At 38.4% G+C, this 14869-nt stretch carries 11 protein-coding genes and 2 tRNA genes; all 13 read left to right on the top strand.

Going from position 1 to position 14869, the window contains the following annotated elements:
* Positions 1 to 94: 94 nt before the first annotated feature.
* The 13 genes from frsA (at position 95) to JEP40_RS00005 (ending at position 14718) form a co-directional block, all read left to right on the top strand.
* Complete coding sequence (gene frsA / locus JEP40_RS00065) at positions 95 to 1345, top strand: esterase FrsA (RefSeq protein WP_198621918.1); 1251 nt, start codon at positions 95 to 97, stop codon at positions 1343 to 1345.
* A 71-nt stretch (positions 1346 to 1416) separates the two neighbouring features.
* Positions 1417 to 1818, top strand: a complete 402-nt coding sequence (crl, locus tag JEP40_RS00060) for a sigma factor-binding protein Crl (RefSeq protein ID WP_198621917.1) — start codon at positions 1417 to 1419, stop codon at positions 1816 to 1818.
* A gap of 115 nt (positions 1819 to 1933) precedes the next feature.
* On the top strand, positions 1934 to 3037 hold the full coding sequence (gene proB / locus JEP40_RS00055; RefSeq protein ID WP_198621916.1) for a glutamate 5-kinase: 1104 nt from the start codon (positions 1934 to 1936) through the stop codon (positions 3035 to 3037).
* 10 nt (positions 3038 to 3047) lie between these two features.
* Positions 3048 to 4301, top strand: a complete 1254-nt coding sequence (locus tag JEP40_RS00050) for a glutamate-5-semialdehyde dehydrogenase (protein WP_198621915.1) — start codon at positions 3048 to 3050, stop codon at positions 4299 to 4301.
* Between the two features lie 142 nt (positions 4302 to 4443).
* Entirely contained in the window at positions 4444 to 4956 is a 513-nt protein-coding gene (gene aroL / locus JEP40_RS00045) for a shikimate kinase AroL (protein WP_198621914.1), read from the top strand.
* Between the two features lie 103 nt (positions 4957 to 5059).
* Positions 5060 to 7219, top strand: a complete 2160-nt coding sequence (gene aas / locus JEP40_RS00040) for a bifunctional acyl-ACP--phospholipid O-acyltransferase/long-chain-fatty-acid--ACP ligase (protein WP_198621913.1) — start codon at positions 5060 to 5062, stop codon at positions 7217 to 7219.
* Complete coding sequence (lplT, locus tag JEP40_RS00035) at positions 7219 to 8418, top strand: lysophospholipid transporter LplT (protein WP_198621912.1); 1200 nt, start codon at positions 7219 to 7221, stop codon at positions 8416 to 8418. Before aas ends, lplT begins: the two co-directional genes overlap by 1 nt.
* A gap of 36 nt (positions 8419 to 8454) precedes the next feature.
* Entirely contained in the window at positions 8455 to 8961 is a 507-nt protein-coding gene (pncC, locus tag JEP40_RS00030; RefSeq protein ID WP_198621911.1) for a nicotinamide-nucleotide amidase, read from the top strand.
* Between the two features lie 107 nt (positions 8962 to 9068).
* The gene (recA, locus tag JEP40_RS00025) at positions 9069 to 10136 is read left to right on the top strand and encodes a recombinase RecA (protein ID WP_198621910.1); all 1068 of its coding nucleotides are present in this window, start codon (positions 9069 to 9071) and stop codon (positions 10134 to 10136) included.
* Positions 10137 to 11038: 902 nt separating this feature from the next.
* Positions 11039 to 13666: an alanine--tRNA ligase gene (gene alaS / locus JEP40_RS00020; protein ID WP_198621909.1), complete on the top strand. Its 2628-nt coding sequence runs from the start codon at positions 11039 to 11041 to the stop codon at positions 13664 to 13666.
* Positions 13667 to 13886: 220 nt separating this feature from the next.
* Complete coding sequence (gene csrA, locus JEP40_RS00015; RefSeq protein WP_004244778.1) at positions 13887 to 14075, top strand: carbon storage regulator CsrA; 189 nt, start codon at positions 13887 to 13889, stop codon at positions 14073 to 14075.
* A 465-nt stretch (positions 14076 to 14540) separates the two neighbouring features.
* Positions 14541 to 14633 (top strand) — tRNA-Ser (locus tag JEP40_RS00010).
* An 8-nt stretch (positions 14634 to 14641) separates the two neighbouring features.
* Positions 14642 to 14718 (top strand) — tRNA-Arg (locus JEP40_RS00005).
* Positions 14719 to 14869: the final 151 nt, after the last annotated feature.

The raw sequence follows: 14869 nt of genomic DNA, 5'->3' as shown, positions 1-14869 counted from the left end.
GTCGCGATACACACTGTTCATATTGATTTCATGCTATGATAAAGCCAGACTTCTTAGCCCCTTTTATTCGATATCGACTGATTTGAAGAGTGATATGGCAAATAATACAAACCTTTCTGAAACTCTATTTAAACCTAGAGCAAAACACGCTGAAACTTCAACACTAATTCAGTACACTCATCCTAAATCGAATATCAATACGTATACTGTGCTTAATGGTACAAGTCAGCAAAATTGGTATCGTACTATTCAGCGTTTACTTTGGATTTGGCGTGGTATTTCACCTATCGAAATAGAAGAAGTTTTAAGCCGAATTGCTGTACATGATGCACCTCGTAGTGATGATAAATTTATTGATACCGTTGTGGGTTATCGCAAAGGTGGTTGGTCATATGAATGGTCACATCAAGCTATGATTTGGCAACAAAAAGCATTACGAAATGAATCAGGAGATGCAGCCGCTGATTGTTGGCTACGGGCTGCTCATCTGTATAGTATTGCCGCGTATCCTTTTATTAATGGTGATTTTTTAGCAGATCAAGCCGTTACTTTGTCGATGAAAGCATTTGAGAATGCGACAAAATTTTCATCTTTTGAAGTAAAAAAACTCACATTTAAATTAGAAGGGAAGGGAACAACAACCGGTTTTCTGCATTTACCTAAAGATTGTAGAGGTCCTTATCCCACAGTATTATTTTGCGGTGGGTTAGATGGTCTTCAAAGCGATTATGTCAGTTTCTTTAGGGATTATTTATCTCCTAAAGGCATCGCAATGTTAACGCTAGATATGCCTTCAATCGGTTATTCGGTAAAACAGAAATTGACCGAAGATACCTGCCAGTTACAAGGCGAAGTTCTCAAGCAACTTTCTGAAGTACCTTGGGTTGATCATACTCGTGTGGGGGTTATGGGCTTTCGTTTTGGGGGAAATATTGCTGTACGTTTAGCTTATATTTACCCTAAATTAATTAAAGGTGTTGTTGCCTTAGGGCCTTTAATTCATACATTTTTCACACAATCTGAGCTACAGAAAAAAATTCCTGTTATGTATCTTGATGTATTAGCGAGTCGCTTAGGTTTATGGAATATTGATGAAAATAATCTTCGATTATCATTAAGCAGTTATTCACTGAAAAACCAAGGGCTGATTGGACGACGAATTCCAGTTCCTATGATGGGCGTTTACTGGAAAGGTGATGAAATGAGTCCTAAAGAGGATTCTCAGCTAATTGCTCGTTCTTCTATGGATGGCGATATCCTAGCAATCAATGAAAAACCGCTTTATGAAGGCTTAGAGCTAGCGTTACAAAAAAGTGCTGATTGGATCTATGACAAATTAATATAATTAATCATGAACAATAACTTGCTAATTACATTAGATTATATAACAGTAGAGTTTCTAAGGAGACTGAATTTATGACTTCATCTTTGAATCCTACCCGAGGTAAGTTATTAAAGCGTTTTGCTCAAATCGGCCCTTATATCCGAGAGCAACAATGCCAAGAGAACCAGTTCTTTTTTGACTGTTTAGCTGTTTGTGTAAATAAGAAAGTCGTACCAGAAAAACGTGAGTTTTGGGGCTGGTGGATGAACTTAGAACGCAACAATGAACAGCTCATTTATCATTATCAAATTGGGTTATTTGATAAAAATGGTGATTGGATACATCAGAATATAAGTAAAAATGATGTTACTGAATCAATCAATGAAACACTGATCCGTTTTCATCAATTTCTTAAAACGGCAGCGAGTGAATTAGATATGACACTTATGCCAGATGAAAAAATGAACAAATTTCCGCTTCCCATCCAGCCCTAATTTTGTGTTAGGGCAACTTTTCATAGATTTTGCGTTATGTCGGTTGGCATAACGCTTCTCTCCTGATAAAACTGTGTATTATCTTTTTAAATAATCAACAAGAATGGTAAATGTTATGAGTAGCAGCCAAACACTGGTTGTTAAATTAGGGACAAGTGTACTTACTGGTGGTTCACGACGTCTGGATCAGTCTCATATTGTTGAGCTGGTTCGCCAATGCGCTAAACAACACGAAAAAGGTCACCGGATTATTATTGTTACTTCTGGTGCAATTGCAGCAGGGCGTGAATATTTGAATTATCCTGATTTACCCGCAACCATTGCTTCTAAGCAGTTGCTTGCCGCGGTAGGCCAAAGCGCATTAATTCAAGTATGGAAACAACTATTTGCTATCTATGGTATTCATATTGGTCAGATGTTGTTAACACGAGCAGATATTGAAGATAGAGAACGCTTCTTGAATGCGCGTGATACATTACATGCATTATTAGATAATCGTATTATTCCAGTTATTAATGAAAATGATGCTGTTGCGACCGCAGAAATTAAAGTGGGTGATAACGATAATCTGTCTGCATTAGCCGCTATTTTAGGAAGTGCAGACAAGCTGTTATTACTGACAGATATTGAAGGGCTGTATACTGCTGATCCTCGTAGTAATCCTGAAGCGAAACTTATCCCAGAAGTATTTGATATCAATGATGAGTTACGCGAAATGGCGGGTGATAGTGTGTCTGGTTTAGGTACAGGTGGCATGGCAACAAAATTACAAGCTGCCACTGTTGCTGGTCGCGCAGGTATCGATGTTGTTATTGCGGCCGGCGTACAACCTGAAGTAATTGCTAAAGTTATCAATAATGAACCTGTCGGAACCTTATTTCACGGCTTAGAAAGCCCACTTGAAGCTCGTAAAAGATGGATTTTTGGTGCGCCAATTGCAGGTGTCATTATTGTTGATGAAGGCGCTGAAAAAGCAATTAAAGAAAAAGGTAGCTCCCTTCTGCCCAAAGGTATTAAAGAGATAAAAGGCGATTTTTCTCGTGGATGTGTTATTCGCATTCAGAGTTTACTGGGTAAAGATCTCGCTCATGGTGTTGCCCATTATAATAGTGATGCATTGCGTTTAATTGCTGGACATCATTCACAAGAAATTAGTCAAATTTTAGGTTACGAATATGGCAGTGTTGCTGTGCATCGTGACGATATGATTGTTAGCTAAGGAGCCATCGATGTTAGAACAAATGGGTAAATCAGCAAGAGAAGCATCTTGGCATTTAGCTCAATTATCGACAGAGCAAAAAAATCAGGCATTACTGGTTATGGCTGATTTATTAGAGCAACAAGAAGCTTCAATTCTTGCAGCCAATGAAAAAGATATGCAAGCAGCTCGTGAGGCTAATATTAATACAGCTATGCTTGATCGTTTATTACTGACTTCTGAACGTTTAAAAGCTATTGCTGATGATGTACGACAAGTCTGTCGCTTAGAAGATCCTGTGGGGCAAGTTATTGATGGTCGTATGTTAGACAGCGGTTTACGTTTAGAACGTCGCCGTGTGCCGTTAGGTGTTGTTGGCGTTATTTATGAAGCTCGCCCTAATGTCACTATTGATGTTGCTTCATTATGTTTGAAAACCGGTAATGCCGCCATTCTTCGTGGTGGAAAAGAGACACACCATACTAATCAAGCCGTGGTTGCCGTAATTCAACAAGCTTTAGAAAAATGTGGTATTCCTGCGGGGGCAATTCAGGCGATTGATAAACCTGATCGTGAGTTGGTCGCTAAAATGCTAAAAATGGATGAGTATATTGATATGCTTATTCCTCGAGGTGGGGCTGGATTACATAAATTATGTCGTGAACAATCAACTATTCCTGTTATCACCGGAGGGATTGGTGTTTGCCATACATTTGTTGACGAAAGTGCTGATTTAGAAAAAGCATTAACCGTTATTGTTAATGCCAAAGTACAACGGCCAAGCGCATGTAATTCGTTAGAAACACTCTTAGTACATGAAAATATTGCAGATGTATTTTTACCACAGCTAAGTAATGCCATGGCCACTCAAAAGGTCACTTTGCATTCAAGTGAAAAAGCATTAGCTGGGCTGAAAAAAGGTGGAGCAACTGTTGTTGATGTAAAAGATGCAGATTATTGTGATGAGTGGTTATCACTTGATCTAAATGTAGAAGTCGTGGGTGGTTTAACTGAGGCTATTAGTCATATTCGTCGTTATGGTACGGCGCATTCGGATGCTATTTTAACGCAATCTATTTCTAATGCTGATCGCTTTGTTCGTCAAGTTGACTCTGCTGCAGTGTATGTCAATGCAAGTACACGCTTTACGGATGGCGGGCAATTCGGTTTAGGTGCGGAAGTCGCTGTCAGTACACAAAAATTACACGCCAGAGGCCCAATGGGATTAGATGCCCTAACGACCTACAAATGGATTGGTTACGGTGATAATACAATTCGCCACTAATTATTGAGAATATTAAATAAGCCATACTTTTCTAAAGTGTGGCTTTATTTTTTTGTTACATCAGGTATGATGTTTATACTTTACAGTATGTAAATTTTTAATTACACCCTTATGGGAACACACTATGGGGATAGTGCATTTTATGGAAAGTACAATTTACCTTATCGGACCTCGAGGTGCAGGGAAAACAACAGTAGGTAAAGCGCTTTCTCTCTCTTTAAATTATAAATTTATTGATACAGATTATTGGATAACCCAAAAATATCAACAAACTATATCCTCTATGGTAGAAGAGAAGGGGTGGGATTTCTTTCGTCAAATTGAATCAGACGCTCTTATTCAAGTTAGCCAACCTAACCAAGTTATTTCAACGGGTGGTGGTATGGTTTTGGCAGATAAAAATCGTGCTTTTATGAAAACCTCGGGTGTTACAATTTATTTACAGGCCTCGCTTGAAACGTTAGTTGAACGTTTATCTCAAGATCCTAATGAAGCACAAAGACCTAGCTTGACAGGTAAAACATTAGTTTCAGAAATACATGATGTTTTAATTAAGCGTGAACCTTTATATATGCAATGCGCAGATATTATTGTTGATGCTGGATTATCTATTAATGAAATTATTGCGGTAATTCTCGCAGAACTCGCCAAATAATTAGGAAGTCGTCTGATATAAAGGACAAAACAGGGGTCATCTATTTTATTTTCATCACATCCTATTTATAGTAAGGCTAATTATAGCAAAATGAGATATGGATATGATGTTAATAGCGTTTTTTAAAACACTATTTAAATTCTTATTTAGAATAAGAATTGAAGGACTTGTTAATCAGTTTTCTCAATATGAAAAATGTATAATTACACCAAATCATACTTCTTTTATTGATGGTATATTATTGCGTTTGTTCCTACCTATTAATCCTGTGTTTGCTGTTTATACCTCTGTGGCTTCTGCAAAAACGACAAGATGGTTAGGTCGTTATGCTGATATTGTGCCTTTAGATCCCGCAAACCCAATGGCGGTGCGTCAATTAGTAAAAGAAGTCGATAAAGGTCGCCCAGTGGTGATTTTTCCCGAAGGAAGGATCACAGTAACGAATGGATTAATGAAGATTTATGAAGGGGCTGCTTTTATTGCTGCTAAATCAGGCGCTAAAGTTGTTCCTATTAGGATTGAAGGTGCTGAATTTAGCTACTTTTCACGAGTACGTAAAAGTTTGCGTGTGAAATCCCATTTCTTTCCTAAAATCACAATTAAGGTACTTCCAGCCGTTGATTTACCCATGCCAAAAGCAGAAAAATCAGCCGAGCGCCGTCGATTAGCAGGGGAAGCCATGCGTGATATCATGATGAATGCCATCATGGATACACGCCCTAAAATTACACTGTATGAGGCATTTTTACAGGCAATGTCTCAATATGGTCGATTTAGCCCGTTAATTTCAGATATCAATCTAAAAGAAGATTCTTACCAAGGATTGCTGAAAAAAACATTAGGGATCAGCCGACTAATTGAACGCTACACAGAGCCTAATGAACGTATTGGCTTGTTACTTCCCAATACAACGGTAACAGCGGCTGCATTATTAGGTGCAACAATGCGTCAACGTGTTGTTGCTATGCTTAACTACACTGCGGGTAGCTTAGGCGTACAAAATGCGATGAAAGCGGCATCAATAAAAACCATTTTTACATCACGCCAATTTTTAGAAAAAGGAAATTTATTACATATTCCTGAACAAACCCCAGATGCGAATTGGATTTACCTTGAAGATCTCAAAGATAGTGTGACGAGTGAAGATAAACGCTGGATCCTCAAACACCTTATTACGCCACATAAAGCGATGTTACCGCAAAAATCAACGGATGCTGCGGTTATTCTATTTACGTCAGGATCTGAAGGTACACCTAAAGGTGTTGTTCATAGTCATTCAAGTTTACTGGCTAACGTAGATCAAATTCGTGCTATTGCTGACTTTTCACCTAAAGATAAATTTATGTCAGCATTACCGTTATTCCATGCATTTGGCTTAACGGCTTGTCTATTAACGCCAATTTGCTTGGGGGCTCGAGTTTTTCTTTATCCAAGTCCATTACACTATCGTGTTGTGCCTGAATTAGTGTATGACCAAAATTGTACGGTGTTATTTGGTACATCAACCTTTTTAGGAAATTACGGAAAGTTTGCTCATCCATACGATTTTGCCAGAGTTAGGTATGTGGTTGCTGGTGCTGAAAAACTATCAGAATCAACCCGTGTTTTATGGCAAGAAAAGTTCGGGATCCGTATTTTAGAAGGTTATGGTGTTACCGAATGTGCACCTGTTGTGTCAATCAATGTACCGATGAGCGCTAAAGCACATACCGTAGGCCGTTTATTGCCTGGTATGGAAGGCCGACTTATCCCAATGAATGGGATCGCGGAAGGGGGACGATTACAATTACGTGGCCCGAATGTAATGACGGGGTATTTACGTGTTGAATCGCCAGAAAAACTAGAAGTCCCTGTAGCTACAAACGCGGAAGGTATTGACGAAGAAGGTTGGTATGACACTGGTGATATTGTTGCTATCGATAGCGAAGGCTTTTGTACTATTAAAGGACGTGTAAAACGCTTTGCTAAAATTGCCGGTGAGATGGTCTCTCTTGAAGGTGTTGAGCAACTCGCACGTAAAGCGTCCGCTGGCGAACACGCTGTTGTGACAATCAGTGATAAACGCAGAGGTGAATCACTGGTACTGTTTACAACAGATAAGCAATTGGATCGTAGCGCATTATCAACACTGGCTAAAGCAGAAGGTGTTGCTGAAATCGCCGTACCGAAGGATATTCGTTTTATCAAAGAAATTCCTGTTCTTGGGAGTGGGAAAACGGATTTTGTCTCATTGAAAAAACTAGCTGAACAGGAAAATAACTAATGTCAGAGAATATTAGCCAGCCTCCGTTGATGAGTCGGGGAATGAAAGCAGTATTGTTATCGCAATTTCTTTCTGCTTTTGCTGATAATGCACTACTTTTTGCCATTTTAGCCCAGTTTAAATCGGCTCTTTACCCCGAATGGAGTCAGCCTGTTTTACAAATGGTCTTTGTGCTGGCTTTTATTCTCTTAGCGCCTTTTGTTGGGCAAGTTGCTGATCGTAACCCTAAAGGAAGGGTTATGCTCAGTGGTAATATCTTAAAATTTGTGGGTGCATTTCTTATTTGTGTTGGCTCTGATCCATTCTTAGGTTACGCCTTAGTTGGGATTGGTGCGGCAGTTTATTCCCCAGCTAAATATGGTATTTTAGGAGAATTAACCGACGGTGAACGCTTAGTAAAAGCGAATGGTTTAATGGAAGCATCAACCATAGCCGCTATTTTATTAGGTTCAGTGATTGGTGGTTTACTCTCTGATTGGAGTATTGTTTTTGCATTAGGTGTCTGTGCAGCAATGTACGCTTTTGCGGTTTTTGTTAACTTTGGCATACCTAAATTATCTGCTGCTCAAATAGGTCGGGGTTGGAACATAAAAAGAATGTTTGCTCAATTCCTTGAGGCAACACGTACTTTATGGGCAGATAAAGAAAGCCGTTTTTCTTTAGTGGGAACAAGTATGTTTTGGGGCGCAGGCGTAACTTTGCGTTTTCTGCTTGTTCAATGGGTACCTATTGCATTAGGCATGACTGATAACACTACTCCAACGATATTAAATGCAATGGTGGCTATTGGTATAGTTGTAGGAGCTGGATTAGCTGCTAAATTTGTGACACTGAAAACAGTACGTCGCTGTATGCCAGCGGGTATTTTAATTGGTCTTGGCGTAGTTTATTTTTCGTTGCAAACCTCAATTATTCCATCCTATTTAATTCTTATCGTTATTGGTGTTTTTGGTGGCTTCTTTGTGGTGCCATTGAATGCGTTATTACAAGATAAAGGAAAACACAGTGTGGGAGCTGGTAATGCTATCGCGGTACAAAACTTAGGTGAAAATACAGCGATGCTATTAATGTTAGGCTTGTTCTCACTAGTCACGAGTATTGGTATTTCTGTTGTTGCCATCGGAATTGGTTTTGGTGCCATCTTTGCACTCGCAATTGGTGGTTTATGGTTATGGGATTGCACCAGAAAGAGATCTTAAACGGTAGAATTTAGAATAGAGGTTAGATGAACCTTAATGATAAATTACGATGAAATGACTCACCTAAGTATTGAGGTGGGTAAAGCGTTAATTGAAAAGAAGAGCACGATAACAACGGCAGAGTCCTGTACTGGTGGATGGATTGCAAAAATCATCACGGATATTGCAGGAAGCTCTGATTATTATCACCGTGGCTTTGTGACCTACAGTAATGAAGCAAAGCATGAAATGATAGGCGTTGATGAACAAACCTTGATTAAATACGGCGCTGTTAGCGAAGAAGTCGTTCTTCAGATGGCGAAAGGCGCACTTAGCGCTGCAAATGCAGATTTTGCTGTTTCTGTTAGTGGTATTGCAGGCCCTGGTGGTGGTAGTAAAGAAAAACCAGTGGGTTTAGTTTGGTTTGGCTTTGCTGTTAAAACAACAACAGGTATTCAGGTAACAGCAAAACACTGTATCTTCAGTGGTTCGCGAGAGCAAGTAAGAGCAGGATCTGTTGTTTTTTCTTTAAAATCAATACTTAAAGAAATTATAAATAATTAACTTGATACTGTATGATTATACAGTATAATGAATTTCAACAAGCAAAATCATATACGTTTTAATGGTAGTGACCCATCCTTATGTTTCACTGCCCAGAGGGAGATAACATGGCTATTGATGAAAACAAACAAAAAGCATTGGCCGCAGCACTTGGTCAAATTGAAAAACAATTTGGTAAAGGGTCTATCATGCGTCTGGGCGAAGATCGTTCCATGAACGTTGAAACCATCTCTACAGGTTCTTTATCATTAGACGTTGCTTTAGGTGCTGGTGGTTTACCACGTGGTCGTATTGTTGAAATCTATGGCCCAGAATCGTCAGGTAAAACAACTTTAACATTACAAGTTATCGCTTCAGCTCAACGTGAAGGTAAAATCTGTGCGTTTATCGATGCTGAACATGCATTAGATCCAATTTATGCGAAAAAATTAGGCGTAGATATTGATAATCTGCTGTGTTCTCAGCCTGATACTGGTGAGCAAGCCTTAGAAATTTGTGATGCATTATCTCGCTCTGGTGCTGTTGATGTTATCGTTGTTGACTCAGTGGCTGCATTAACGCCAAAAGCTGAAATTGAAGGTGAAATCGGTGATTCTCACGTAGGTCTTGCTGCTCGTATGATGAGTCAAGCTATGCGTAAATTAGCGGGTAACTTGAAAAACTCCAACACATTACTTATTTTCATCAACCAAATTCGTATGAAAATTGGTGTTATGTTTGGTAATCCAGAAACCACAACGGGTGGTAACGCGCTTAAGTTTTACGCATCTGTTCGTTTAGATATTCGTCGTATCGGTTCTGTTAAAAATGGTGATGAAGTTGTGGGTAGTGAAACCCGCGTTAAGGTTGTAAAAAATAAGATTGCAGCACCATTTAAACAAGCTGAATTCCAAATTATGTATGGCGAAGGTATTAATACTTTTGGGGAGCTTATCGATTTAGGTGTTAAACATAAATTGGTAGAAAAAGCTGGCGCATGGTACAGCTACAATGGTGAGAAAATTGGTCAAGGTAAAGCCAATGCAACAACTTACCTAAAAGAGCATCCAGAAATGTACAATGATTTAAATACAAAATTACGTGAAATGTTATTAAACCACGCAGGTGAGTTTACAAGCGCAGCTGATTTTACGAATGAAGGTGATGCAGCTGATCTCGGAGAGACAGAAGAATAATCTCTTAGCTTGTGATAAAACAACTAATTGATTCCATGTTTAGACAAATTACTATCATTGTAATGATAAATGGCTAGTCAATTAATGTGATTTAACTCACTTAAAAAAGGAAGCTCTAAAAAAGCTTCCTTTTTGTTATATGTAGTATTATTTATCCAATTTAGGGTTCATATCGGGTTTATTCTATTTTTCATCTAGTAAAATCAGCCTTTAACACTGTTTAATTTGATATAACGATATTTTTTACTAACTATTTTTTATAGTTGTATGAAAGTTTATATAGTGAAGTTTTGATGATATATTTTCAGATATTATAAATCTAAATGAGAATTATTACTGATATCTGGTTAAATCAGATAGTAAATAATTGACATATAGAGATAAATATCTTCAAGATATTTGAATCTAATTAAGATGGTATTTAAAAGACTATTTAGTGATGAGATAGGTTTTATACTGAGAAATACTTTTATTTTAGCAAGTTATCATGAGTTTATTGTTTGTTTTAAGTGATAATGCTTATGTGTTTATTATTGATTGCTATAAGAAAAAGAAATTATTTAAGAAAAAAACGCATATAGCATGTGATGAGATAAAAAAGTAATAATAACAAATAGTTTTTAATAATTACAAAATGAAAATACTTTAAACCACTTACATTTCTTAGAATATTCTCTCTTAAATAGAGAAAAGTCCCATTCTCAGATAACAATCGCACTTTCAGAAAAAAACTAGACGATTTACAATGTCAACACGAATAAGTTTATCGGGGGTTTTACTTCTGACAGAAGAAATTCTATCTTATCCCTACTTATGTATTCGTTGGCTAAGTAGAGGTAACAATAAACCTCCTCTAACTAGATTTCTAATTTCTGTTTTTCCAGCTTGATTTCGGGATAATTATGAGCAAAAGCACCGCTGAGATCCGTCAGGCGTTTCTCGACTTTTTTCATACTAAAGGACATCAAATAGTACCTAGCAGTTCTTTGGTTCCAAATAACGATCCAACATTGCTGTTTACAAACGCAGGGATGAACCAATTCAAAGATGTATTTCTTGGATTGGACAATAGACCTTATTCCCGAGCGACAACTGCACAACGCTGTGTGCGTGCAGGTGGTAAACATAACGATTTAGAAAATGTGGGTTATACTGCTCGTCACCATACTTTTTTTGAAATGCTAGGTAATTTCAGTTTTGGTGACTATTTCAAACATGATGCAATCAATTTTGCTTGGGAATTATTAACCAGCAAAGAGTGGTTTAATTTACCTAAAGAAAGACTTTGGGTAACGGTATATGCCACAGATGATGAAGCTTATGATATTTGGAATAAAGAAATTGGTATTCCGGCCGAAAGAATAATCCGTATTGGTGATAACAAAGGCGCACCTTTTGCATCAGATAACTTCTGGCAAATGGGTGATACCGGCCCTTGTGGACCTTGTACCGAAATATTTTATGATCATGGTGACCACATTTGGGGCGGACCTCCAGGATCTCCAGAAGAAGATGGCGATCGCTATATTGAGATCTGGAATATCGTTTTCATGCAATTTAATCGTCAATCAGATGGCACTATGGATCCACTGCCGAAACCATCTGTTGATACGGGAATGGGATTAGAGCGTATTACTGCTGTTTTACAGCATGTAAACTCTAACTATGAGATTGATTTATTCCGTTCTTTAATTAAATCTGTTGCACAAGTGACTAATGCAACGGATTTAGAAAATAAATCATTACGCGTTATTGCCGACCATATTCGTTCTTGTTCATTCCTTATTTGTGATGGCGTTATTCCTTCTAATGAAGGTCGTGGCTATGTGCTGCGTCGTATTATTCGTCGTGCAGTACGTCATGGTTATATGCTTGGCGCCAAAGATACCTTCTTCTATAAGTTAGTCGCTCCATTAATTGAAGTGATGGCTGAAGCGGGTGAAGAATTAAAACGCCAACAAGCTATCGTTGAAAAAGTATTAAAAACGGAAGAAGAGCAGTTTGCTCGTACATTAGAACGTGGTCTTCAACTATTAGATGAAGAGCTTGCTCAATTAACAGATGACGTTCTTCCGGGTGAAACCGCTTTCCGCCTTTATGATACATATGGTTTCCCTCTCGATTTAACTGCCGATGTTTGTCGTGAAAGAAATATCAAAGTTGATGAAAAAGGCTTTGAAGTCGCGATGGAAGAGCAACGTAAACGTGCTCGCGAATCCAGCGGTTTTGGTACTGATTATAATAGTCTTATTAAAGTTGATAGTCGCAGTGATTTCTCTGGTTATGATCATAATGAACAGCAGGGTACAATTACTGCCATTTTCCATAACGGACAATCAGTCACTGAATTAAAAGCGGGCGAAGAAGGGATTATCTTCTTAAATAAAACGGCATTTTATGCCGAGTCCGGTGGACAGGTTGGCGATAAAGGTATTCTGACTGGCAAAGATAGTCAGTTTGAAGTCACAGATACGCAAAAATACGGTAAAGCAATTGGCCATATTGGTAAAGTTAACGTAGGGTCATTTATTGTTAACCATAAAATCAATGCTAACATTGATATTGCTCGCCGTGATGCCATTCGCTTAAATCACTCTGCGACTCACTTATTACATGCTGCATTACGCCAAGTGCTGGGTACGCATGTTACGCAAAAAGGTTCTTTGGTTAACGATAAATACCTGCGTTTTGACTTCTCTCATTTTGAAGCAGTTAAACCAGAACAATTGCGAGAAATCGAAGATATTGTAAATGCACAAATCCGTCTTAACTCACCAGTTGTCACTGAGTTAATGGATCTTGAAGATGCTAAAGAGAAAGGTGCTATGGCACTGTTTGGTGAGAAATACGATGAACGTGTTCGTGTTTTAACCATGGGTGATTTCTCTACTGAGCTTTGCGGTGGTACTCACGCTTCTAGAACAGGTGATATTGGTTTGTTCCGTATTATCAATGAGTCAGGCACTGCTGCTGGTATTCGTCGTATTGAGGCAATTACAGGTATTACAGCAATTGAGAGTGTTCATGAGCAATCAGACCTTATCTCTCTTGTTGCACAAGTTCTAAAAAGTGACGGTACAAACTTGGTTGAAAGAATTAAGACAGTCCAAGAAAAATACCGCTTATTAGAAAAAGAACTCCAACAACTAAAAGATCAGCAAGCTGCCCAAGAAAGTTCTTCTTTAGGTGGACAAGCTAAAAACGTGAAAGGTATCAAACTTTTAGTTCGTGAGCTTAATGGTGTTGAGCCAAAAATGTTAAGAACGATGGTTGATGATTTAAAAAATCAATTGGGTTCAGCAATTATTGTGCTTTCTACTATTTCTGATGGTAAAGTGAGCTTAATTGTTGGGGTCACTAAAGATTTGACTGCTAAAGTTAAAGCAGGAGAGTTAATTAGTTATGTAGCACAGCAAATCGGCGGTAAAGGTGGCGGTCGCCCTGATATGGCTCAAGCTGGTGGTACTGATATTGATGCTTTACCTGTGGCTTTAGCAAGTGTTGACGAGTGGGTTGAATCGCATCTGTAAGCGATAATAACCTGAAAAAAGGCGCTATTCCTGATTTATAGGGATAACGCCTTATAGAGATATTGATGATCCGTTAAATAATCAGTCACTAAATTTATATTTTGTTATGAAGTATGAGTTACTTGTGATAAATAATGATTATACGAATTGACAATGTATGATGGATAATGGCCGGGAAATTCTAGAGACCCGACTCTTGTAAATTTTCAAGGAGCAAAGAATGCTTATTCTAACTCGTCGAGTTGGTGAAACGCTTATGATAGGCGATGATGTAACCGTAACCGTTTTAGGGGTTAAAGGTAATCAGGTACGGATTGGCGTAAATGCACCCAAAGAAGTATCTGTCCATCGTGAAGAGATCTATCAACGAATTCAGGCCGAGAAAACTCAGCCTACCGATAACTACTAAACAAATTCCTATTTTTAGTTAGTTACAATTCATTCGTAAGCGTCCACACTTTTGCCGGGTCTGGGCGCTTTTCTCTTCCTAAGACTTTTTATTCCCTTTTTGGTTCCTATCTTCACTCTTCTTGAGTTGCATTTATTATTACACTATCCGTTTATTCTGATTGACAGAATTGAAACTCTTTTTACCTCTAATCATTCGCTTCACAATTATTTGTTTTGAGAATAAATATATTTGCTATGAGAATAAAATACTTGAATGATTTTTCATCAGAGATATCATTGTGTTTAGGACTTTTTTAGCTAATCTTGCTGATAAACGCATCAGTTTGTTTGTGAAGTGTTCAAACAAACGTATATTCGTAAAAAGTTGAGAAAAATTGTTTGACTTCTTAGGCTGAGAAAGTAATATGTGCGCCACACAGAGACGAGATGTTCAGTAAGAACTTCTTCGAGTGGTTCTAAATATGGTGAGATGGCCGAGAGGCTGAAGGCGCTCCCCTGCTAAGGGAGTATGCGGTCAAAAGCTGCATCGAGGGTTCGAATCCCTCTCTCACCGCCATTTAGATTGCATCCTTAGCTCAGCTGGATAGAGTACTCGGCTACGAACCGAGCGGTCGGAGGTTCGAATCCTCCAGGATGCACCAATTCTAACCCCATGATTAATGTATGGGGTTTTTATTTTGGTGCAAATGGTGAATAATTTGCATTAAAAGAGTAAAGTATTAAATCGGCGCATCCTTAGCTCAGCTGGATAGAGTACTCGGCTACGAACCGAGCGGTCGGAGGTTCGAATCC

This window comes from Proteus vulgaris (assembly GCF_016239305.1).
GTDB lineage: Bacteria > Pseudomonadota > Gammaproteobacteria > Enterobacterales > Enterobacteriaceae > Proteus > Proteus vulgaris_C.
The sequence above is the reverse complement of the archived record's forward strand: the minus strand, read 5'-3'. Positions and strand labels throughout refer to the sequence as shown.

What these genes read in the sequence shown, in the direction of transcription:
- frsA (WP_198621918.1), top strand. Translation starts at nt 95, where the DNA reads ATGGCAAATAATACAAACCTTTCTGAAACTCTATTTAAACCTAGAGCA.
- proB (WP_198621916.1), top strand. Translation starts at nt 1,934, where the DNA reads ATGAGTAGCAGCCAAACACTGGTTGTTAAATTAGGGACAAGTGTACTT.
- lplT (WP_198621912.1), top strand. Translation starts at nt 7,219, where the DNA reads ATGTCAGAGAATATTAGCCAGCCTCCGTTGATGAGTCGGGGAATGAAA.
- alaS (WP_198621909.1), top strand. Translation starts at nt 11,039, where the DNA reads ATGAGCAAAAGCACCGCTGAGATCCGTCAGGCGTTTCTCGACTTTTTT.
- pncC (WP_198621911.1), top strand. Translation starts at nt 8,455, where the DNA reads ATGATAAATTACGATGAAATGACTCACCTAAGTATTGAGGTGGGTAAA.
- aas (WP_198621913.1), top strand. Translation starts at nt 5,060, where the DNA reads ATGATGTTAATAGCGTTTTTTAAAACACTATTTAAATTCTTATTTAGA.
- csrA (WP_004244778.1), top strand. Translation starts at nt 13,887, where the DNA reads ATGCTTATTCTAACTCGTCGAGTTGGTGAAACGCTTATGATAGGCGAT.
- JEP40_RS00050 (WP_198621915.1), top strand. Translation starts at nt 3,048, where the DNA reads ATGTTAGAACAAATGGGTAAATCAGCAAGAGAAGCATCTTGGCATTTA.
- recA (WP_198621910.1), top strand. Translation starts at nt 9,069, where the DNA reads ATGGCTATTGATGAAAACAAACAAAAAGCATTGGCCGCAGCACTTGGT.
- crl (WP_198621917.1), top strand. Translation starts at nt 1,417, where the DNA reads ATGACTTCATCTTTGAATCCTACCCGAGGTAAGTTATTAAAGCGTTTT.
- aroL (WP_198621914.1), top strand. Translation starts at nt 4,444, where the DNA reads ATGGAAAGTACAATTTACCTTATCGGACCTCGAGGTGCAGGGAAAACA.